The sequence below is a fragment of the Aurantimonas coralicida DSM 14790 genome, from assembly GCF_000421645.1.
GTDB classification, from domain to species: Bacteria; Pseudomonadota; Alphaproteobacteria; order Rhizobiales; family Rhizobiaceae; genus Aurantimonas; species Aurantimonas coralicida.
Window position 1 is genome coordinate 177300 of the sequence record NZ_ATXK01000006.1, and the last position, 21929, is coordinate 199228.

Annotated in this window: 21 protein-coding genes; 20 read left to right on the forward strand and 1 reads right to left on the reverse strand. The window is 65.8% G+C overall.

The window, feature by feature from the left end; translation table 11 throughout:
• Positions 1 to 9: 9 nt before the first annotated feature.
• The 13 genes from nuoG to H536_RS0114485 all read left to right on the forward strand — a co-directional run bounded on the left by nuoG (position 10) and on the right by H536_RS0114485 (position 13156).
• A complete protein-coding gene (gene nuoG, locus H536_RS0114425; RefSeq protein WP_024351152.1) occupies positions 10 to 2085 on the forward strand; it encodes an NADH-quinone oxidoreductase subunit NuoG in 2076 nt (691 codons plus the stop codon).
• Between the two features lie 12 nt (positions 2086 to 2097).
• Entirely contained in the window at positions 2098 to 3153 is a 1056-nt protein-coding gene (gene nuoH, locus H536_RS0114430; protein WP_024351153.1) for an NADH-quinone oxidoreductase subunit NuoH, read from the forward strand.
• Positions 3150 to 3371, forward strand: coding sequence for a hypothetical protein (locus H536_RS0114435; RefSeq protein ID WP_148233810.1), 222 nt, complete (start codon positions 3150 to 3152; stop codon positions 3369 to 3371). The genes nuoH and H536_RS0114435 overlap by 4 nt, the downstream gene beginning before the upstream one ends.
• 6 nt (positions 3372 to 3377) lie before the next feature.
• Positions 3378 to 3869 carry an NADH-quinone oxidoreductase subunit NuoI gene (gene nuoI / locus H536_RS0114440; protein WP_024351155.1) on the forward strand — a complete coding sequence of 164 codons (492 nt, stop codon included), beginning with the start codon at positions 3378 to 3380 and terminating at the stop codon, positions 3867 to 3869.
• A gap of 142 nt (positions 3870 to 4011) precedes the next feature.
• The gene (locus H536_RS0114445; protein ID WP_024351156.1) at positions 4012 to 4626 is read left to right on the forward strand and encodes an NADH-quinone oxidoreductase subunit J; all 615 of its coding nucleotides are present in this window, start codon (positions 4012 to 4014) and stop codon (positions 4624 to 4626) included.
• Between the two features lie 20 nt (positions 4627 to 4646).
• Positions 4647 to 4955, forward strand: coding sequence for an NADH-quinone oxidoreductase subunit NuoK (nuoK, locus tag H536_RS0114450; protein ID WP_009209798.1), 309 nt, complete (start codon positions 4647 to 4649; stop codon positions 4953 to 4955).
• 6 nt (positions 4956 to 4961) lie between these two features.
• Positions 4962 to 6950, forward strand: a complete 1989-nt coding sequence (gene nuoL, locus H536_RS0114455; protein ID WP_024351157.1) for an NADH-quinone oxidoreductase subunit L — start codon at positions 4962 to 4964, stop codon at positions 6948 to 6950.
• On the forward strand, positions 6950 to 8458 hold the full coding sequence (locus H536_RS0114460) for an NADH-quinone oxidoreductase subunit M (protein WP_024351158.1): 1509 nt from the start codon (positions 6950 to 6952) through the stop codon (positions 8456 to 8458). The genes nuoL and H536_RS0114460 overlap by 1 nt, the downstream gene beginning before the upstream one ends.
• An 18-nt stretch (positions 8459 to 8476) precedes the next feature.
• On the forward strand, positions 8477 to 9922 hold the full coding sequence (nuoN, locus tag H536_RS0114465; protein WP_024351159.1) for an NADH-quinone oxidoreductase subunit NuoN: 1446 nt from the start codon (positions 8477 to 8479) through the stop codon (positions 9920 to 9922).
• Positions 9923 to 9924: 2 nt separating this feature from the next.
• Positions 9925 to 10713, forward strand: coding sequence for a biotin--[acetyl-CoA-carboxylase] ligase (locus H536_RS0114470; RefSeq protein WP_024351160.1), 789 nt, complete (start codon positions 9925 to 9927; stop codon positions 10711 to 10713).
• Between the two features lie 56 nt (positions 10714 to 10769).
• Positions 10770 to 12464 carry a ribonuclease J gene (locus tag H536_RS0114475; protein ID WP_029703303.1) on the forward strand — a complete coding sequence of 565 codons (1695 nt, stop codon included), beginning with the start codon at positions 10770 to 10772 and terminating at the stop codon, positions 12462 to 12464.
• A 19-nt stretch (positions 12465 to 12483) separates the two neighbouring features.
• On the forward strand, positions 12484 to 12888 hold the full coding sequence (gene mce / locus H536_RS0114480; RefSeq protein WP_024351162.1) for a methylmalonyl-CoA epimerase: 405 nt from the start codon (positions 12484 to 12486) through the stop codon (positions 12886 to 12888).
• 1 nt (position 12889) lies between these two features.
• A complete protein-coding gene (locus H536_RS0114485; protein WP_024351163.1) occupies positions 12890 to 13156 on the forward strand; it encodes a DUF1467 family protein in 267 nt (88 codons plus the stop codon).
• 70 nt (positions 13157 to 13226) lie between these two features.
• Here the strand turns inward: H536_RS0114485 and H536_RS0114490 are convergent, their stop codons facing one another.
• Entirely contained in the window at positions 13227 to 14300 is a 1074-nt protein-coding gene (locus tag H536_RS0114490) for an alcohol dehydrogenase family protein (RefSeq protein ID WP_024351164.1), read from the reverse strand.
• Between the two features lie 85 nt (positions 14301 to 14385).
• Between H536_RS0114490 and H536_RS0114495 the strand changes: the two genes are divergently transcribed.
• The 7 genes from H536_RS0114495 to otnC all read left to right on the forward strand — a co-directional run bounded on the left by H536_RS0114495 (position 14386) and on the right by otnC (position 21894).
• Entirely contained in the window at positions 14386 to 14895 is a 510-nt protein-coding gene (locus H536_RS0114495; RefSeq protein WP_244495439.1) for a TetR/AcrR family transcriptional regulator, read from the forward strand.
• A gap of 440 nt (positions 14896 to 15335) precedes the next feature.
• On the forward strand, positions 15336 to 16658 hold the full coding sequence (proS, locus tag H536_RS0114500) for a proline--tRNA ligase (RefSeq protein WP_024351166.1): 1323 nt from the start codon (positions 15336 to 15338) through the stop codon (positions 16656 to 16658).
• Positions 16655 to 17959, forward strand: a complete 1305-nt coding sequence (locus H536_RS0114505) for a lipoprotein-releasing ABC transporter permease subunit (RefSeq protein ID WP_024351167.1) — start codon at positions 16655 to 16657, stop codon at positions 17957 to 17959. The genes proS and H536_RS0114505 overlap by 4 nt, the downstream gene beginning before the upstream one ends.
• Complete coding sequence (locus H536_RS0114510; protein ID WP_024351168.1) at positions 17959 to 18651, forward strand: ABC transporter ATP-binding protein; 693 nt, start codon at positions 17959 to 17961, stop codon at positions 18649 to 18651. The genes H536_RS0114505 and H536_RS0114510 overlap by 1 nt, the downstream gene beginning before the upstream one ends.
• 108 nt (positions 18652 to 18759) lie before the next feature.
• A complete protein-coding gene (locus H536_RS0114515; protein WP_024351169.1) occupies positions 18760 to 19689 on the forward strand; it encodes a ring-cleaving dioxygenase in 930 nt (309 codons plus the stop codon).
• A 310-nt stretch (positions 19690 to 19999) separates the two neighbouring features.
• Positions 20000 to 21256, forward strand: a complete 1257-nt coding sequence (gene otnK, locus H536_RS0114520) for a 3-oxo-tetronate kinase (protein WP_024351170.1) — start codon at positions 20000 to 20002, stop codon at positions 21254 to 21256.
• On the forward strand, positions 21253 to 21894 hold the full coding sequence (gene otnC / locus H536_RS0114525; RefSeq protein ID WP_024351171.1) for a 3-oxo-tetronate 4-phosphate decarboxylase: 642 nt from the start codon (positions 21253 to 21255) through the stop codon (positions 21892 to 21894). The genes otnK and otnC overlap by 4 nt, the downstream gene beginning before the upstream one ends.
• Positions 21895 to 21929: the final 35 nt, after the last annotated feature.

Genomic DNA, 21929 nt, shown 5'->3' on the forward strand with positions numbered 1-21929 from the left:
GACAAGTCTATGACCAAGCTCAAAGTCGACGGCAGGGAAGTCGAGGTTCCGGATCACTACACGCTGTTGCAGGCGTGCGAGGAGGCCGGCGCCGAGATTCCGCGTTTCTGTTTCCACGAGCGGCTGTCGATCGCCGGCAACTGCCGCATGTGCCTCGTCGAGGTGAAGGGCGGACCGCCCAAGCCGGCGGCGTCCTGCGCCATGGGCGTGCGCGATCTGCGCCCCGGACCCGAAGGCCAGCTTCCGGAAGTCTTCACGACCACGCCGATGGTCAAGAAGGCCCGCGAAGGCGTGATGGAATTCCTGCTGATCAACCACCCGCTGGATTGCCCGATCTGCGACCAGGGCGGCGAGTGCGACCTGCAGGACCAGGCCATGGCCTATGGCGTCGACAGTTCGCGCTACCAGGAGAACAAGCGCGCCGTCGAGGACAAGTACATCGGCCCCCTGGTCAAGACGATCATGACGCGCTGCATCCACTGCACGCGCTGCGTCCGCTTCACGACGGAAGTCGCTGGAATCTCTGAGCTTGGCCTGGTTGGCCGCGGCGAAGACGCCGAGATCACCACCTTCCTCGAGCAGGCGATGACCTCCGAGCTGCAGGGCAACGTCATCGACCTTTGCCCGGTCGGCGCGCTGACCTCGCGGCCCTACGCCTTCCAGGCGCGCCCGTGGGAGCTGTCCAAGACCGAGACCATCGACGTCATGGACGCCGTCGGTTCCAACATCCGAGTCGACACCCGCGGCCGCGAAGTGATGCGTATTCTTCCGCGCATCAACGAGGAGATCAACGAGGAGTGGATCTCCGACAAGACCCGCTTCATCTGGGATGGCCTGCGCACCCAGCGCCTCGACAAGCCCTATGTCCGCGAGAACGGTCGTCTGCGCCCCGCCAGCTGGCAGGAAGCCTTCGCCGCGATCAAGACGAAGGTCGACGGTGCTGCCGCTGACCGCATCGGCGCCATCGCCGGCGATCTGGCCGCGGTGGAAGAGATGTGGGCGCTCAAGCGCCTGATGTCTGAGCTCGGCTCGACCAGCGTCGATTGCCGCCAGGACGGGGCCAAGCTCGATCCGGCGGACGGTCGGGCCTCCTATCTCTTCAACACCACCATCGCCGGCATCGAGGATGCCGACGCGCTGCTGATCGTCGGCTCCAATCCGCGCTTCGAGGCGTCGGTGCTGAATGCCCGCATCCGCAAGCGCTGGCGCATGGGCGGTTTCCCGATCGGCGTTGTCGGCGAGAATGTCGATCTGCGCTATGACTACACCTATCTGGGCGCCGGCGCCGAGACGCTGTCGAACCTCGAAGGCGCCAGCCAGGGCTTCTTCGACGCGCTGAAGAATGCCGAACGTCCGATGATCATCGTGGGTCAGGGCGCGCTTGCCGGCGACAACGGCGCCGAGCTGCTGGCCTCGCTCGCGGCCCTGTCGCGCGAAATCGGTGCGGTCACCGATGGCTGGAACGGCTTCAACGTGCTGCACTCGGCAGCCTCGCGCGTCGGCGGCCTCGACATCGGCTTCGTGCCGGGGGAGGGCGGTCGCAACGTCGCCGAGATGACGAACGGAGCGGTCGACGTCCTGTTCAATCTCGGTGCCGACGAGGTCGAGATCGCGCCGGGCGCCTTCGTCGTCTATATCGGCACCCATGGCGACCGCGGCGCCCATCGTGCCGACGTCATCCTGCCGGGCGCCGCCTATACGGAGAAGTCGGGCACCTGGGTCAATGTCGAGGGCCGTGCCCAGACCGGCAGCCGCCCCGGCTTCCCGCCGGGCGACGCCCGCGAGGACTGGGCGATCATCCGCGCGCTGTCGGCGGTTCTCGGCCATACGCTCGGCTTCGATTCCCTCGGCGCATTGCGCAGCGAGATCTACCAGTCGCATCCCTGGATGCGGACCGACCGGGTCGAGCCGGCGGATGCGGCGGCCATCACCCGTCTGGCCGACCGTGCCGGAACGCTGAACGGTGGCAGCTTCGCCTCCAATATCGGCGACTTCTACCTGACGAACCCCATCGCCCGTGCGTCGAAGGTCATGGCCGAGTGCTCGCAGCTCGCCAAGGCCGAGCATCTGGAAGCAGCGGAATAAGGACGGCTGGCAGTGGCTGATTTCACCTCCCTCTATCTCTGGCCGGGCCTGATCATTCTCGGGCAGAGCCTCCTGTTCCTGGTCGTTCTGCTGGTGCTGGTGGCCTACATCCTCCTGGCCGACCGCAAGATCTGGGCGGCGGTGCAGATGCGCCGCGGACCCAACGTCGTCGGTCCCTGGGGTCTGTTCCAGTCCTTCGCCGATCTCCTGAAGTTCGTCCTCAAGGAGCCGGTCGTTCCGGCCAGCTCCGACAAGATCGTCTTCCTGCTCGCGCCGCTGGTCGCGGTGACGCTGGCCCTAGCGACCTTCGCGGTGGTGCCGGTCGCCGACGGCTGGGTGATCGCCGACATCAATATCGGCATCCTCTACGTCTTCGCGATCTCCTCGCTCGAGGTCTATGGCGTGATCATGGGCGGATGGGCGTCGAACTCGAAATACGCCTTCCTCGGCGCGCTCCGCTCGGCGGCGCAGATGGTCTCCTACGAGGTCTCCATCGGCTTCGTCATCGTCACCGTGCTGCTGTGCGTCGGCTCGCTGAACCTCACCGACATCGTGCTGGCCCAGCAGACCGGCCTCGGCACCATGATCGGCCTGCCCAACACCTTCCTCGACTGGCACTGGCTCGGGCTGTTCCCGATGTTCGTGATCTTCTTCATCTCGGCCTTGGCCGAGACGAACCGGCCGCCCTTCGATCTGCCGGAAGCCGAATCCGAACTCGTCGCCGGCTTCATGGTCGAGTACGGCTCCACCCCGTACATGATGTTCATGCTCGGCGAATATGCGGCCATCACCCTGATGTGCTGCCTGATGACCATCCTGTTCATGGGTGGCTGGCTGCCGCCGGCAAACTTCGCGCCCTTTACCTGGGTGCCGGGCGTCGTCTGGTTCCTCGCCAAGGTCGCGCTGGCCTTCTTCATGTTCGCCATGGTCAAGGCCTTCGTGCCGCGCTACCGCTACGATCAGCTCATGCGTCTGGGCTGGAAGGTCTTCCTGCCGATCTCGCTGGGCATGGTGGTGCTGGTCGCCTTCGTGCTGCAGGTGATGGGCTGGGGCGCGGCGGCCGTATGATGGAGCCCGCGCTCATCGGTGCGCTGGCCGGACTGGTGCTGGGGATCGTCGATTTCATGATCCTCGGCTATGTCCGCAACCGCCGGGACCGCCCGCATGGCGGGGAGGGGGACCCCGCGGGTCTCGCCCTCAACGTCGCGCGCTATTCGCAGCTTGTTCTGTTTCCGGTCGTCGGCTGGTTCGCCGCGCCGATCATCGCCTCGAATCTGGGAGGCTAGAGCCTTATGAGTGCCATTGCACAGACCGTCCGGTCGCTGTTCCTCATCGAATTCGTCAAGGCCATGGGCCTGTCGATGCGGTACTTCTTCGCGCCGAAGGCGACGGTGAACTACCCCTTCGAGAAGAATCCGCAGAGCCCGCGCTTCCGCGGCGAGCATGCCCTTCGCCGTTATCCCAACGGCCAGGAGCGCTGCATCGCCTGCAAGCTGTGCGAGGCGATCTGTCCGGCCCAGGCGATCACCATCGAGGCCGGCCCGCGCCGCAACGACGGCACCCGCCGCACGGTGCGTTACGACCTCGACATGGTGAAGTGCATCTATTGCGGCTTCTGCCAGGAAGCCTGCCCGGTCGACGCCATCGTCGAGGGGCCGAATTTCGAGTTCTCCACGGAGACCCGCGAGGAACTCTACTACGACAAGCAGAAACTGCTCGATAACGGCGATCGCTGGGAGCGCGAGATCGCGCGCAACATTGCGCTCGACGCGCCTTACCGGTAATCGGGCGCAGAGTTTTCGGCGGCTGAGAATCGCCGGTTCCGCTGCTTCGTAAGAGCGCCGGACCGGTCTTCGACATGACGTTCAGGGCAGGCACGCGGCACCTTCGGCCGCCGTGTCCGCCAGCAAAAGGAGCCCGAGGATGCTGGGCCTTCAGGCAGTCTTCTTCTATCTGTTTGCGCTGGTCGCCGTCGGCTCGGGCCTGATGGTCGTGCTGGCGCGCAACCCCGTGCATTCGGTGCTGTTCCTGATCCTCACCTTCGTGGCGGCGGCGGGGCTCTTCCTTCTGGCCGGCGCCGAGTTCCTCGCGCTGATCCTGATCGTCGTCTATGTCGGCGCCGTGGCGATCCTCTTCCTCTTCGTCGTCATGATGCTCGACATCGACTTCGGACGGGTGAAGCGGGACACGCTGAAATACGCCCCGATCGGCGTGATCATCGGCGTCGTGCTTCTGGCCGAACTGGTCATCGCCGCCACCGGCAATTACTACGACCCACAGATGGCGCTGGCGACGTCCATGCCGATCCCGCCGCTTGAGGAAGTTTCCAACATCGAGGCGCTCGGCAGCGTCCTCTACACCCGCTACATCCTGTTCTTCCAGCTGGCCGGCCTGATCCTCTTCGTCGCCATGGTCGGAGCGATCGTCCTGACGCTGCGCCACAAGGAAGGCCTGAAGCGCCAGTCGATCCCGCAGCAGGTGGGGCGCACGCCCGCGACCGCGGTGGAGATCCGCAAGGTCGAGAGCGGCAAGGGCATCTGAGAGCGAAAGGAACGGATACGATGGAAGTCGGTCTCGGACACTACCTTACCGTCGGGGCGATCCTGTTCGTCACGGGCGTCTTCGGCATCTTCATGAACCGGAAGAACATCATCACGATCCTCATGTCGGTCGAGCTGATCCTTCTGGCCGTGAACATCAATTTCGTGGCCTTCTCGGCCTTCCTGAACGACCTTGTCGGCCAGATCTTCGCGCTCTTCGTGCTGACGGTCGCGGCTGCCGAGGCGGCGATCGGCCTGGCCATCCTGGTGGTCTTCTTCCGCAATCGCGGCTCCATCGCCGTCGACGACGTCAACACGATGAAAGGCTGATCGGGCGTGTATCAGACCATCGTTCTCCTGCCGCTCGCCGGCTTCCTGATCGCCGGCCTGTTCGGCAATGCGATCGGCGCCAAGGCGTCCGAATATACGACTTCGGCCTTCCTGGTGGCTGCCGCGGTCCTGTCGTGGATCGCCTTCATCAGCTTCGGCTTCGGCGAGTCCGAGACCCTGCGCATCACGCTGTTCCAGTGGATGCAGTCGGGCGGACTGGACGTCTCGTGGTCGCTGCGCATCGACCGGCTGACGCTGGTCATGCTGGTCGTCGTGAACACGGTCTCGTCGCTGGTCCACATCTATTCGATCGGCTACATGCACCACGACCCGCATCGGCCGCGCTTCTTCGCCTATCTGTCGCTGTTCACCTTCGCCATGCTGATGCTGGTGACCTCGAACAACCTCGTCCAGATGTTCTTCGGCTGGGAGGGCGTCGGCCTGGCGTCCTATCTGCTGATCGGTTTCTGGTACAAGAAGCCGTCGGCCAACGCCGCCGCCATGAAGGCTTTCATCGTCAACCGCGTCGGTGACTTCGGCTTCATCCTCGGCATCTTCGGCGTCTTCGTGCTGTTCGGCTCGGTCAATTTCGACACCATCTTCGCCGGCGCCGCCGATCTCGCCGGCCAGATGGGCGGGGAGGGCGCAGAGGCCGCTGCCGGTGCCGGTGCGCCGGTCCTGAACTTCGCCGGATATGCGCTGCCCATGGCGGGCGCGCTGACCGCCGTCTGCCTGCTCCTGTTCCTAGGCGCGATGGGCAAGTCGGCCCAGCTCGGCCTCCACACCTGGCTGCCGGACGCCATGGAAGGCCCGACCCCGGTCTCGGCGCTCATTCACGCGGCGACCATGGTCACCGCCGGCGTCTTCATGCTGGCCCGCATGTCGCCGATCTTCGAGCTCAGCCACACCGCTCTGACCGTCGTGACCTTCGTCGGCGCCACCACCGCGCTGTTCGCGGCGACCGTCGGTCTCGTCCAGAACGACATCAAGCGCGTCATCGCCTATTCGACCTGTTCGCAGCTCGGCTACATGTTCGTCGCACTCGGCGTCGGCGCCTATGGCGTGGCGATCTTCCACCTGTTCACCCACGCCTTCTTCAAGGCACTGCTGTTCCTGGGCGCTGGCTCGGTGATCCACTCGGTCTCGGACGAGCAGGACATGCGGCGCATGGGCGGGCTGCGCAAGCACATCCCGGTCACCTATTGGACCATGGTCATCGGCACGCTGGCCCTGACCGGTTTCCCGTTCACCGCCGGCTATTTCTCCAAGGACGCGGTCATCGAGGCGGCGTTCGTCGGGCACAATTCCTTCGCCATGTATGGCTGGGGCCTGACGGTGATCTCGGCGCTGCTGACCAGCTTCTATTCCTGGCGCCTGATCTTCCTGACCTTCCACGGCAAGCCGCGCGCCTCGGCCGACGTCATGCACCATGTGCATGAATCGCCGATGGTCATGCTGGTGCCGCTGCTGATCCTGTCGGTGGGCGCGCTGTTCGCGGGTATCGTCTTCGAAGGCTTCTTCGTCGGTCACGAATATGCCGAGTTCTGGGGCGCCTCGCTGTTCACCGGCCCGGACAACCACGTGCTGCACGATCTGCACGAGGTGGCCTTCGGGATCGCGATCATCCCGACGGTGATGATGGCGCTGGGCTTTGCCATCGCCTGGGCCTTCTACATCCGCAACCCGGCGCTGCCGGGGCAGGTGGCTGCCCGCCATCGCGGCCTGTACCAGTTCTTCCTGAACAAGTGGTACTTCGACGAGCTGTACGACTTCCTCTTCGTCCGCCCGGCCAAGGCGATCGGCACCTTCCTCTGGAAGACCGGTGACGGCAGGGTGATCGACGGGCTCGGCCCGGACGGCATCTCCGCCCGCGTCGTGGACGTCACCAACCGCGTTGTCCGGCTGCAGACCGGTTACCTCTATCACTATGCCTTTGCGATGCTGATCGGCGTCGCGGCGCTGGTCACCTGGATGATGCTCGGGGGCGTGAACTGATGACCGAATGGCCGATCCTCTCGACCGTCACCTTCCTGCCGCTGGTCGGGGCTCTGCTCATCCTGTTCATCCGGGACGACAGCGAGCTCGCGCGCCGCAACATTCGTAATGTCGCGCTGCTGACGACGCTGTTCACCTTCGTCGTCTCGCTGTGGATCTGGATCGATTTCGACAACAGCGACGCCGGCTTCCAGATGGTCGAGCGCCTCGACTGGCTTGGCGGCGGCATCACCTATCACATGGGTGTCGACGGCATCTCCATGCTGTTCGTCATCCTGACGACCTTCCTCATGCCCTTCTGCATTCTCGCCAGCTTCGAGTCCGTGCAGACCCGCGTGAAGGAATACATGATCGCCTTCCTGGTGCTGGAAACGCTGGTCGTCGGCGTGTTCTGCGCCCTGGATATCGTGCTGTTCTACATCTTCTTCGAAGGTGGCCTGATCCCGATGTTCCTGATCATCGGCGTGTGGGGCGGCAAGCGGCGCATCTACGCCAGCTACAAGTTCTTCCTCTACACCTTCCTCGGCTCGGTGCTGATGCTCGTCGCCATCATGGCGATGTTCTGGACCGCGGGAACGAGCTCGATCCCCGAGCTTCTGGCCTACGATTTCCCGGCTTCGATGCAGACCTGGCTGTGGTTCGCCTTCTTCGCCAGCTTCGCGGTGAAGATGCCGATGTGGCCGGTGCACACCTGGCTGCCCGACGCCCATGTCGAGGCGCCGACCGCCGGCTCCGTCATCCTGGCGGGCATCCTCCTGAAGCTCGGCGGCTACGGCTTCCTGCGCTTCTCCTTGCCGATGTTCCCGCTGGCCTCGGCCGAGTTCGCGCCGCTGGTCTTCACCCTGTCGGTCGTGGCGATCATCTACACCTCGCTGGTCGCGCTGATGCAGCAGGACATCAAGAAGCTGATTGCCTATTCCTCCGTCGCCCATATGGGCTTCGTGACCATGGGCATCTTCGCCGCCAACCAGCAGGGCGTCGAAGGCGCGATCTTCCAGATGCTGTCCCACGGCCTCGTGTCGGGCGCGCTGTTCCTGTGCGTCGGCGTCGTCTACGACCGCATGCACACCCGCGAAATCGCCGCCTATGGCGGTCTGGTGAACCGCATGCCGCATTACGCCGCCGCGATGCTGATCTTCACCATGGCCAATGTCGGCCTGCCGGGCACGTCGGGCTTCGTCGGCGAGTTCCTGACTCTCATCGGCGTCTTCCAGGTCAACAGCTGGGTGGCGATCTTCGCCGCGACGGGCGTCATCCTGTCGGCAGCCTATGCGCTGTGGCTTTATCGCCGCGTCGTCTTCGGCGCGCTGGAGAAGGAGAGCCTGCGGTCGATCCTCGACCTGTCGGGCCGCGAGAAGATCCTGCTCTACCCACTGATCGTGCTGGTCATCTTCTTCGGCGTCTATCCGATGCCGGTCTTCGACGTGACCGCCGCCTCCGTGGAATCCATGGTCAACCGCTACACCGCAGCCATCGAGGCGGCCTCCTCGGTCGCTCTGGCACAATAAGCTCGGGATCGCACGCCAATGTATTCGAACATGCTCGCATCGAGCCTTCCGATCATCGGTCCCGAGTTGATCCTTGCGGTCGGCTCGATGATCCTCCTGATGATCGGCGTCTTTCTGGGCGAGAAGAGCGCGCAGACGGTCACCGGCCTGTCGGTGGCGCTGATCATCATTGCCGGGCTGTGGATGGTGTTCGTCACGCCCTATGGCGTGGCCTTCGGCGGTTCCTTCGTCCTCGACCCGTTCGCCGGCTTCATGAAGGTGCTGGTGCTGATCGGTGCGGCGGCGGCCGTCATCATGTCGGTCGGCTACGCCGAGAGCGAGCGCTTCAACCGCTTCGAGTTCCCGGTTCTCGTGCTGCTGTCGACCACCGGCATGATGGTCATGGTCTCCTCAGGCGACATGATCGCGCTGTATCTCGGTCTCGAGCTGCAGTCGCTGTCGATCTACGTCCTCGCCGCCATCAACCGTGATTCGGTCCGCTCGACCGAAGCCGGCCTGAAATACTTCGTCCTCGGCGCGCTGTCTTCGGGCATGCTGCTCTACGGCGCGTCGCTGGTCTACGGCTTCACCGGCCAGATCGAATACACCGCCATCGCCGAGGTGGTCGCCACCAGCGAACGTTCGATCGGCATCGTCGTCGGCCTCGTCTTCGTCCTGTGCGGCCTCGCCTTCAAGATCTCCGCCGTGCCGTTCCACATGTGGACGCCGGACGTCTACGAGGGCGCGCCGACGCCGATCACGGCCTTCCTGGCCGGCGCGCCGAAGGTCGCGGCGATCGCGCTGATTACCCGCTTCACGGTGCAGGGCTTCGAGCCGCTGGCGGTCGACTGGCAGCAGGTCATCATCTTCATCTCGATCGCCTCGATGGCGCTCGGTGCCTTCGCCGCCATCGGCCAGCGCAACATCAAGCGGCTGATGGCCTATTCCTCGATCGGCCATATGGGCTTCGCGCTTGTCGGCCTCGCCGCCGCCAATTTCTCCGGCGTGCGCGGCGTCCTCCTCTACATGGCGATCTATCTCGCCATGACCCTCGGCACCTTCGCCGTCATCCTCGCCATGCGCCGCAAGGATGGGGTGGTCGAGGAGATCGACGATCTCGCCGGCCTGTCGAAGACCAACCCGATCATGGCGCTGATGCTGACCATGCTGATGCTGTCGCTGGCGGGCCTGCCGCCGCTGGCGGGCTTCTTCGCCAAGTACTTCGTGTTCATGGCGGCGGTGCAGGCCGGGCTCTACGGCCTCGCGGTGATCGGCGTTCTCGCCAGTGTCGTCGGCCTGTTCTACTACCTGCGCATCGTCAAGGTGATGTGGTTCGACGACCAGCCGTCCAGCGAGTTCGTGCCCATGGCCACCGAGCTGCGGGTGGTGCTGGGCGCTGCCGCGTTGTTCATCTTCCCGGTCTATCTCCTTGTCGGCGGCCCGATCTTCGCGGCGGCGGAGGCGGCGGCCCGGACCTTCTTCTGACGGTGGCCTTCGGCGCCTCGGCACGCCGGCGACGGCTGACACTGGGCGAGGTCTCGTCGACCAATACCGTCGCGCTCGAGGCTGCGCGCGCCGGTGATCCCGGACCCCTCTGGGTGACGGCCGAGCGGCAGTCGACCGGGCGCGGTCGCCGCGGTCGCAACTGGGTGTCGGAACGCGGCAATCTCTATGCGAGCTGGCTGCTGATCGACCCGGCGCCGCTGACGCATCTGTCGAACCTGCCTCTGGTGGCGTCGCTCGGTGTCCGCAACGGTCTGGCGCGGCTCGTGGCCGAAAGCGACACCGTTGCGGTCAAATGGCCGAACGACGTCCTCATCAAGGGTCGCAAGACGGTCGGCATCCTCTTGGAGAGTGAACGTCTGCCGGATGGCCGCATGGCGGTGGTCGTCGGCTGCGGCATCAACGTCGCCCATGTGCCCGACGACACGCCCTATCCGGTGACGAGCCTTGCGCTGGAAGGCGCGACGCACGATCTGGAGGCAGTGTTCGGCGCCGTGGCGGCCGAGATGGAGCGGGTGCTGGCGATCTTCGCCGGCGGACGCGGTTTCTCTGCGATACGCAACGAATGGCTGGCCCATGCCGTTGGCGTCGGTCAGCCCTGCCGGGTCAATCTCGCCGACGCGGTCCTGACGGGACGGTTCGAGGCCCTCGACGAACACGGCCTCCTGTTGCTGCGGGACGCGGCCGGACGCGTGACCGCGGTTTCGGCTGGCGATCTGTTTTTTCTGGAGCGGGACGAGCGCGTGGCGCCGTCCGGCTCCGGCGCTGCGTAAAGCGGCGCACCCGACGACGAATGTGAACTGAAGAACGAAACGATGCCGCCCCGCCAATGCGCGGGTGGCCCACCCAGGAAAGAAGTCTGAACTTGAACCAATTGTTGTTCGTGCCGCTCGGCGGCATCGGTGAGATCGGTATGAATCTCGCCCTCTACGGCTATGGCCCGGAACATGCACGCGAATGGATCGCCGTCGATGTCGGCATCTCCTTCGCTGGCGCCGATTTTCCCGGCGTCGATCTCGTCTTCCCGGACATCCGCTTCATCGAGGAACTGGGCGACAAGCTGAAGGGCATTGTCATCACCCATGCCCATGAGGACCATTACGGCGCCTTGCTCGACCTTTGGCCGAAGATGAAGGTCCCGGTCTATGCCACTGCGTTTACTGCGGCCATGCTCGCGGCCAAGCGCGAGGGCGAACCCGGCGCACCCAAGATTCCGGTGACGCAGTTCTCGGCCGGTGACCGCTTCAAGGTCGGTCCCTTCGAGATCGAGGCGATCAACGTCACCCACTCGATCCCCGAGCCGGTCGCGCTGGCGATCCGCAGCCCGGCAGGCACCGTCCTGCACACCGGCGACTGGAAGATCGACCCGACCCCGGCGCTGGGCGCGCCGACGGACGAGAAGCGTCTGCGCGAAATCGGCGACGAAGGCGTCCTCGCCATGATCTGCGATTCGACCAATGCGCTGCGCGAAGGCGTCAGCCCGAGCGAGAGCGAGGTCTCGGCCTCGCTGGGCGAGATCATCCGCGGGGCCAAGGGGCGCGTCGCCGTCACCACCTTCTCGTCGAATGTCGGCCGCATCCGCTCGATCGCTGCCGCGGCGCGCGACGCCGGACGCCAGGTGCTGCTGATGGGCCGCTCCATGCGGCGCGTCGTCGATGTGTCGACCGAGCTCGGCTACATGGACGGCATCCCGCCGTTCCTCGGCGAGCAGGATTTCGGCTACATCCCGCCGGAGAAGGCCGTCATCATCCTGACCGGCAGCCAGGGCGAGACCCGTGCGGCGCTGGCGCGGCTGTCGCGCGATGAGCACCCGACCGTGGCGCTGTCCCAGGGCGATCTCGTCATCTTCTCGTCGCGGGCGATCCCCGGCAACGAGAAGCTGATCATCGACATCAAGAACGCGCTCATCGAGCGCGGCGTGCAGATCCTCGAGGACGGCGAGAAGCTCGTCCATGTGTCGGGCCATCCGCGTCGCAGCGAGATGCGCCAGATGTATGAATGGGTTCGTCCGACGATCGCCGTGCCGGCCCATGGCGAGGCCGCGCATCTGAGCGCTCATGCCAAGCTGGCGCGCGAACTTGGCGTCAAGCAGGTCGTGCCCGCCCGCAACGGCAAGGTGGTGCAGTTGTCGCCGGGCGCCGCGAGCGTCATCGCCGACGTTCCGGTCGGTCGCCTCTTCAAGGACGGCCGCCTGATCGGCACCGCCGAGGCGATGGGCGTCAACGAGCGTCGCCGCCTGTCCTTCGTCGGCCATGTGTCGGTGCTGGTCGAGTTGGACGCCAAGCTGGAACTGCGCGAAGATCCAGACGTCGTGGCCCTCGGCCTGCCGGAGGACGACGCGGCGGGCGACGAGATGGAGGAGATCCTGATCGACGCGGCCGCCGGCGCGGTGGAGAGCATTCCGCTGAAGCGCCGCAAGGATCTCGACAAGGTCAGCGAAGCGGTGCGGCGTGCCGTGCGCGGAGCGGCCTTCGAGGCCTGGGGCAAGAAGCCCATTGCGACCGTCTTCGTGACGCGGTCCTGATCGAACGGGGGAGGCGCCGGTGCTTGGCAGGTTGAACCATGTGGCCCTGGCGGTGCCGGCGCTTGCCGACGCCGTCGCGCGCTATCGCGACATGCTGGGCGCGACGGTGTCCGAGCCGCAGGCGCTTCCCGAGCACGGCGTCACCGTCGTCTTCGTTGAGCTCGACAACACCAAGATCGAGCTCCTCGAACCGCTGGGCGAAGGCTCGCCGATCGCCGCCTTTCTGGCCAAGAACCCGAAGGGCGGCATGCACCATGTCTGCTACGAGGTGGCCGACATCGTCACCGCCCGCGACCGGCTGGTGGCTGCGGGCGCGCGGGTGCTCGGCGACGGCGAACCGAAGATCGGCGCCCATGGCCGCCCGGTGGTGTTCATCCATCCGGGCGACATGTTCGGGACGCTGACCGAACTCGAAGAGGTATAGGATGGGCTGGGTCTCGGGACTGGCGATCTATTTCATCATCTGGTGGACATCGCTCTTCGTCATCCTGCCGCTCGGCCAGCGCAGCCAGGCGGATGCCGACGATATCACCCTTGGCACGACCCACAGCGCACCGGCGCAGCACCGCATGGGCTGGAAGCTCTTGCAGACGACGATCCTCGCCTGCGTCGTCTTCGCCGCCTTCTACGTGGTCACCCAGGTCTACGGGCTGAGCCCGGACGACTTCCCGAAGATGATCCCCGGCACCTAACAGGCGCCGGCCGGACCACCCGGCCTTGCGGCCGGACGCAGATGGCCGGAAGGCTTCGCTTGCCGTGCGGTCAATCGCCGATTCGGATGGCGATCTTGCCGATATGGGATTTGGTCAGAAACGCCTCCTGCGCTGCCCTGAGATCGCGCAAGGCGAACGTCTCGGCGATGACCGGGCGGATCTCGCCGGCCGCGATATAGCCAATGAGATCCGTGAAGATCTCCGGCGGCTGATAGGTGCTGCCGAACAGCGTCAGATCGCGCAGATAGAGTGTCCGCAGATCGAGCTCGACGATCGGGCCCGCAATGGCACCCGACGTCACGTAGCGCCCCCCATCGCACAGGGTTTCCAGAAGCTGCGGCCAGCGCGGCCCGCCAACCAGGTCGAGAACGACGTCGAACGCGCGATCCGGAAGATCGGCATCGCGGGCAAGAATTGCGTCGGCGCCAAGGTCGAGAAGCGCATCGGCCTTTGCCGGGCTGGTCATCGCCGTCACATGCGCACCCCGGCGTTTGGCGAGCTGGATTGCCGCCGATCCAACGCCGCCGGACGCACCGGTGATCAGCACACGCTCGGTGCCGAGGGTGGCGCGCTGGATCATGCCCTCCGCGGTGGAGAAAGCGCAGGGGAACGACGCCAGTTCGAGGTCCGAGAGCGGCGATTCCACGCGGATCGCATCGCCGGCCGTCACGGTCAGATATTGCGCGAAGGCGCCGTCGCTTTCCGATCCGAGCGTCACGATCGAATCTTTGGACCCCAAGGGACCGCGCGACTGCATGGTGCGCACCATCACACGTTCGCCGATCCGCGCGGCATCGACCCCTTCGCCGACCGAGACGATCTCGCCGCAGCAATCGGCGCCCTGGATACGGGGAAAGGACAGGCTGCCCGACCAGCCGCCATCGGCCTCTGAAGCAGCCCCGTAGCCGCCGGATGCGCCCGATGCCGTGTCGCCGCGCACGCTCTTCGAATACCACCCGGTGCGGGTGTTGATGTCGGTGTTGTTGACCGCCGAGGCGCCCACCCGGATCAGAACCTCGTCGCGGGCCGGCGAGGGAACCGGGACATCCTCCCGCCATTCCAGCCGGTCGAGACCGCCATGGCCGGTCAGCACCATCGCCTGCATCGTCGCGGGTATCGCCATCATCGTCTCTCCTGAGTGGGTAGAATGGTTGCTCTACTTGCACAGGTAGAGGGACCATTCTACACCGTCAAGCATGACCAATACGATGAGAAGGATTGCCGGCGGGCTGGAGCGGGCTTTTGCGGCAAACGGCTTCGCCGAACCGAGCGTCGAGGACCTGCGCGACGCTGCGGGAGTCAGCCTGCGCACGCTCTACAAATACGCGCCGTCGCGGGAAGCCATGGTGCTGGCGGCTCTCGACCATCGTCACGAACGCTACATGGCGCTGGTTTTCACCGATCTGCCGGGGAGCGGCGAGGGGGCCCTGGCCACGGTCATCGATCGAGTCGCCGAGTGGATGGATCGCGAGGCGAGCCATGGCTGCCTGTTCCATGCGGCGGTGGCCGCCGCCCCGCATGACGAAAAGCTGCGCGCTCTGCTCGCCCATCACAAGCGGGAAGTGGCGAAAGAGGCGGTCGCAGGAGCGGGTCTCGCCGGCCGCGAGGTCGACGTGACGCTCATCCTGGATGGTCTGATGCAGAGCTGGCCGCTGCACGGCGATGCTGCCGTCGTGAGCGCGAAGCGACTGGCCGCCTCGCTCGTTCCGGCGGGCTGAGGGGCAGGCGGGTATCGCGACCTGACGTGCCGGCGAATATGCGACGAGAAATCGGACATGCGGTCGCAAGGCAAAAAAAATGCAAGGCTTTCGCCTTGCATCCAAAGTCGCGTGTCTGGATTTCGCTCCGATGACGTTGATCGGGGCTGCGGCAACTGCCGCGCCGGAAATCGCGTCCTCCCAAGACTAGACCGCAGAAATCGCACCTGCCGGCGCCTTTTGTTATGGTCGCGAGCGTATCCAGCCGAATTCGCAATGTCACGCGTTTTTCCGGGCTCGTGTCATTATTCTGCCACGCCGCCCCCAGCGAGGTCCGCAGGCGCAAATTGGCGCGGAGCTTGCTAACGCGCGCGCCGCCGACTTTCCAATCGCCCGGGGAGCGGTTAAGACGCGCAAAAGCGCCCCTGCGCCAGTCGAACCCCGCATTCATCGGACGTCCCATGCGCCTGTCGCGATATTTCCTGCCCATTCTCAAAGAGACCCCGAAGGAAGCGGAGATCGTTTCCCATCGGCTGATGCTGCGTGCCGGCATGATCCGCCAGCAGGCGGCCGGGCTCTACTCGTTCCTGCCGCTCGGCAAGCGGGTGCTCGACAAGGTCTGCGCGATCATCCGCGAGGAGCAGAACCGCTCCGGCGCCATCGAGCTCCTGATGCCGACCATCCAGTCGGCCGATCTGTGGCGCGAGAGCGGACGCTACGAGGATTACGGCAAGGAGATGCTGCGCATCGAGGACCGCCACGGCCGCGATCTGCTCTACGGTCCGACCAACGAGGAGATGATCACCGACATCTTCCGGTCCTATGTGCGCACCTACAAGGACCTGCCGCTCAATCTGTACCATCTGCAGTGGAAGTTCCGCGACGAGGTCCGGCCGCGCTTCGGCGTCATGCGCTCGCGCGAGTTCCTGATGAAGGACGCCTATTCCTTCGATCTCGACTACGACAACTCCAAGATCGCCTATGACCGGATGTTCGTCGCCTATCTGCGGACCTTCGAGCGCTGCGGCCTGAAGGCCATTCCCATGCGCGCCGACACCGGCCCGATCGGCGGCGAGCTCAGCCACGAATTCATCGTCCTCGCCTCCACCGGCGAGAGCGAGGTCTTCTGCCATCGCGACTATCTCGATCTGGCCGTGCCGGGCGAGGGCGTCGATTTCGACGATGCCGCGAGCCTCGCCGAAATCGTCAAGGCGTGGACCACGCCCTATGCGGCGACCGACGAGATGCACGAGACCGCGACCTGGGACCAGCTTGCGGATGACGACAAGGTCGCCGCCCGCGGCATCGAGGTCGGCCACATCTTCCATTTCGGCACGAAATATTCCGAGCCGATGAAGGCGGTCGTCACCGGCCCCGACGGCAAGGACGTGCCGGTGCACATGGGCTCCTACGGCATCGGCCCGAGCCGGCTTCTGGCCGCGATCATCGAGGCCTCCCACGACGAGAACGGCATCATCTGGCCGAAATCCGTCGCGCCTTTCGATGTCGGCCTGATCAACATGAAGCCCGGCGACGCCGATTGCGACGCGGCCTGCGAGGATCTCTACCGCCAGATGCAGGCGGCGGGCATTGACGTGCTCTACGACGACCAGGACACCCGGGCCGGCGCCAAGTTCGCCTCCATGGACCTGATCGGCCTGCCCATGCAGGTCATCGTCGGGCCGCGCGGCGCCAAGGCCGGTGAGGCCGAGATCAAGCTCCGCGCCACCGGCGAGCGGGAATCGCTGCCGCTGTCGTCGGTCCTCGCCCGGGTGCAGGCATGAGCGAAGCCAACGCGGCTGCCGCACCGCCGGCCGGGGCCCGCCATTCGACGCGGCCCTTCGCTCGGTTCGAATGGATGCTCGCCGGTCGCTATCTGCGCTCGCGGCGCCGCGATGCCGGCGTGTCGGTCATCGCCGGCTTCTCCTTTCTTGGCATCATGCTCGGCGTCGCCGCGCTGATCATCGTCATGTCGGTGATGAACGGCTTTCGCGGCGAGCTGCTGACCCGCATTCTCGGCGTCAACGGCCATGTCGTCATGTATCCGATCGACCGGCCGCTCGACGATTTCTCCGATGTGACAGCCGCGGTCGAAACCGTGCCGGGCGTCGCCTTCGCGATGCCGCTGGTGCAGGGGCAGGTCCTGGCCTCGGGCCTGGCCAGCAGCAGCACGGGCGCGCTGGTCAAGGGCGTGCGCGGCGAGGACCTCGCCGATCTGAAGCCGGTCTCCGAGAATATCAAGCAGGGCACGCTCGACGGCTTCAGCGAGGGCGGCGGGCTGGCCATCGGCAGCCGGCTGGCGGAAGCGCTGGGCCTGCGGCTCGGCGACAACATTACCCTAGTCTCGCCCGACGGCGACGTGACGCCGCTCGGCACGACGCCGCGGGTGAAGGCCTATCCGGTGGCGGCGATCTTCGAGATCGGCCTGTCGGAATACGACGCGTCCTACGTCTACATGCCGCTCGCCGAAGCCCAGCTCTTCTTCAACCACGAGGGGCTGGCCCAGTCGGTGGAGATCTTCGTCGACGATCCCGACCGGGTGCAGGACCTGCAGCGCACGATCGAGACCGCGGCGGGGCGTCCGAACTACACGGTGACCTGGCAGACCCAGAACCAGTCCTTCTTCTCGGCGCTGGAAGTCGAGCGCAACGTCATGTTCATCATCCTGACGCTGATCGTGCTGGTGGCCGCCCTCAACATCATCTCCGGCCTGTTCATGCTGGTGAAGGACAAGGGCCGCGACATCGCCATCCTGCGCACCATGGGTGCGACCCGGGGCGCGGTGATGCGCGTCTTCCTGATCACCGGCGCGTCGATCGGCTTCGCCGGCACGCTGGCCGGGCTGATCCTGGGCGTCGTCTTCTGCCTCAACATCGAGAACATCCGGCAGTTCTTCTCCTGGCTGTCGGGCACGATCCTGTTCAATCCGGAATTCTATTTCCTCAGCCAGTTGCCGGCCGAGATCGATTCCGGCGAGGTCGTGCTGGTCGTCCTCATGGCCATCGGCCTGTCTTTCCTCGCGACGATCCTGCCGTCCTGGCAGGCCTCGCGACTCGATCCGGTCGAGGCGCTGCGGTACGAATGATGACAGAGACTTACGCACTTCAGCTCACCGGGGTCGGACGGCACTTCGACCAGGGCGAGGACCGTCTGACGATCCTCGACGACGCGGCCGTCGGCGTCGCCGCCGGCGAGATGGTGGCGCTCGTCGCCCCGTCGGGTGCCGGCAAGTCGACGCTGCTCCACATTGCCGGGCTCCTGGAACGGCCGGACACCGGCGAGGTGCTTGTCGGCGGCCAGCCCTGCGGCACGCTCGGCGACGACCGGCGCACCGAGATGCGGCGCCGGGCGATCGGCTTCGTCTATCAGTTCCATCATTTGCTGCCGGAGTTCTCGGCCCTCGAGAACGTCATGATGCCGCAGATGATCCTCGGACAGTCGCGGTCTGCGGCTGCCGAGCGGGCGCGGGAACTGCTCGAATACATGCGGATCGGCAAGCGCGCGGCGCATCGGCCTGCCGAATTGTCTGGCGGCGAGCAGCAGCGCGTCGCCATCGCGCGGGCCGTGGCCAACGCGCCGCATGTCCTCCTGGCCGACGAGCCAACCGGCAATCTCGACCCCACCACGTCGGGCTATGTCTTCGACGCGCTGACGGCGCTGGTGCGCCAGTCGGGCGTCGCGGCGCTGATCGCCACTCACAATCACGAGCTGGCAGCCCGCATGGACCGGGCGATCACGCTCGAAAACGGCAAGATCGTTCCGCTCCAGCTCGGCTGACACTCCGCCCGAGGCGTCAAAGCTCCGGTGCGCGCGATTCCGCGTGCGCCGGATCGGCGCCAGCCCTAACCTGTGCCCCGTTGATCCGGCAAAGAGCGGAGAAGGGGCATGGTCGTGAACGGCATTCATCACGTGACGGCGATTGCGGGACGCGCGGCCCGCAATCTCGACTTCTACACCCGCACCCTCGGGCTTCGGCTGGTCAAGAAGACCGTCAATTTCGACGACCCCGGCACCTATCACCTCTATTACGGCGACGAGACCGGGCAGCCGGGGGCGATCTTGACGTTCTTTCCGTGGGACCATGCGGCGCCGGGACGACTCGGTGTCGGCGAGACCCAGGAGATCGTCTTCTGCGTGCCGGAAGGAGCAATCGGCTTCTGGAGCCATCGGCTGATCGAGAAGGGCGTGCCGCACGATTCGCTGGTCAAGCGCTTCGGCGAGACCGTCCTGGCCTTCCGCGATCCCGATGGCCTGCGCCTCGCCTTCGTCGCCCGCGCCGGCGATGACCTGCTGCCCAGCCGCGCGACCTCCGACATTCCGGCCGAACATGCGATCCGCGGCTTTCACAGCGTCAGCCTGCTCCTGGAAGAAGCCGAGGCGACCGCGGCGATCCTCACAGACATTCTCGGGTTCCGCGAGGTCGGCCGCGAGGAGACGCTCATTCGCTTCGTCTGCGATGCGAATTTCGGCCGGATCATCGATCTGCGTGCGGTCGGCGGTTTTCTGAAGCCGCGTGTCGGCGCCGGATCGGTCCATCACGTTGCCTTCCGCGCGGCCGATGATGCGCAGCAGGCCGAGATGGTGCGCAAGCTGGCCGAGAACCACGGCATCGCCGCGACCGAGCAGAAGGACCGCAATTATTTCCGTTCGGTCTATTTCCGCGAGCCGGGGCATGTCCTCTTCGAGATCGCCACCGACGCGCCGGGATTCGCGGTCGACGAAGCGCCGGGAGACCTCGGACAAGCCCTGCGCTTGCCGCCGTTTCTTGAATCAAGACGTGAAGAGATCGAGGGGCGGCTGCCGGACCTCGGCTGACGACCGACATCGGTCGTTCACTGTTTTCCCAGCGTCCTACGGTTCAAAGTGCGCTGCAACATGCCGGTCCAAGGCCAGGGAATGATTCCGGTTTCTCGGTGAATGTGCCGCGGGGAGATGATCCGCGCACGCAGCTTTGCCGGCAACGGTCGACACCTCCGCGATCCGGATGCGAGGCCGGAAGGCGGCCGTTCATGATCCGGCCCGGCGGGAGGTGTCGTTTCGGCGTCGGAATGCTATGGAGCGGCCATTCCCCGGTTCGTGCATCTGCATGCAGGAACCCGTCAGACATCAAGCGGGCAGTTATTCCATGATCCTCGGCTGTATCGGCGACGACTTCACAGGCTCCTCCGACCTTGCCAACACGCTGGCCAAGGGCGGCATGCGCACGGTCCAGTACAGCGGTGTCCCGACAGGCGATGCCGCGCCGGACGTGGAAGCCGGCGTGGTGGCGCTCAAGTCGCGCACGATCCCGGTCGCCGAGGCCGTGCGCCAGTCGCTTGAGGCTCTGGCATGGCTGCGCAGCCAGGGCTGCCGGCAATTCTTCTTCAAATATTGCTCGACCTTCGATTCGACCGACGAGGGCAATATCGGCCCGGTCGGCGAAGCGATCGCCAGGGAACTGGGTGCCGGTGCGGTCATCGTCTGCCCGGCATTTCCGGCGACCGGCCGCACGGTCTATCAGGGCCATCTCTTCGTGAACGACCGGCTGCTGTCGGAATCGGGCATGGAGAATCATCCGCTGACGCCGATGCGCGACGCCGATTTGCGCCGGGTGCTGGCGCGTCAGACCGATGCGCCGGTGTCGCACGTGCCCTACGGCGTCGTCGCAAAGGGCGAGGACGCGATCGCCGATGCGCTTCGCCAGGCTGGCGCCGACGGCCTCTGCTTCGTCATCACCGATGCCGTGCTCGACGCCGATCTCCACGCCACCGGACACGCGGCGCGCGACCTGCCGCTGATCACCGGCGGCTCCGGCATCGCCCTCGGCCTGCCGGAGAATTTCCGCGCGCAGGGGCTGATCGGCTCCTCAAGCTCTGCCTGGACCGGCGTCGTCGGCCGCGCGGCAGCACTTGCCGGCTCGGTCTCGACCGCCACCCGCCGCCAGGTCGGCGTCCATCGTGATGCGGGTCACCCGACCTTCGAGCTGGGTGCCGATGCCGTGATGGCAGGCGAGGTGACGGCCGCCTCGCTCACCGAATGGGTTCTTGCGCAGTCCGGCGTGCCGCTGATCTATTCCTCGGCCGACCCGGAGACGGTCGCCGCGGCCCAGCAGCGGCATGGCAAGGAAGCGGTCGCCACCGCGATCGAACGGCTGTTTGCCGCCACCGCGGCGGCGCTGGTCGAGGCCGGCATCACCCGGCTGGTCTCCGCCGGCGGCGAGACCTCGGGGGCGGTCGTCACCGGGCTCGACGTCCAGTCGCTGGAGATCGGCCCGGAGATCGATCCCGGCGTTCCCGCGGTGCGCGTCGAAGGCCGCGAACTGGCGCTGGCGCTGAAGTCCGGCAATTTCGGCGCCGACGATTTCTTCGCCAAGGCCGCGGCTCGTCTGGGAGGCGAGGCATGAGCGAGGAGGCGCGGCTCCGCGAGGACATCTGCCGCTTTGCCAAGTCGATGTTCGACCGCGGCCTGACCTGCGGCTCCAGCGGCAACATCTCGGCGCGGCTCGGCGACGGCACGATCCTGGTCACCCCGACCAATGCCTCCTTCGGCTTTCTCGACCCGGCCCGGATCTCCCGGCTGGACGAGGAGTTCCGGCACCTGTCCGGCGACAAGCCGACCAAGGAAATCCCGCTCCACAGCGCCTTCTACGAGACCCGGCGCGCGACGACCGGGGCGGTGGTGCATCTCCACAGCACCCATTCGGTGGCGCTGTCGATCCTGCCCGATACCGACCCCGACGACGTCCTGCCGCCGCTGACCGCCTATTCGGTGATGAAGCTCGGGCGGGTGAAGCTGCTGCCGTATTTCATGCCGGGCGATCCGGCGATGGGCGAGGCGGTGCGCGGCCTTGCCGGCAAGCGTTCCGCAGTGCTTCTCGCCAACCATGGTCCGGTCGTTGCCGGAACCGAGCTGGCGGCCACGGTCTTCGCCATGGAAGAGCTGGAGGAGACGGCGCGCCTGGCGATCCTGACCCGTGGTCTCGATCCGCGTGGCCTGACGCCGGAGCAGCGGGCCTTCCTCGAAGAAAAGCACGCCCACTGAATTTCAGCCGGGCAGACAACTTATAGTGCTTTAAT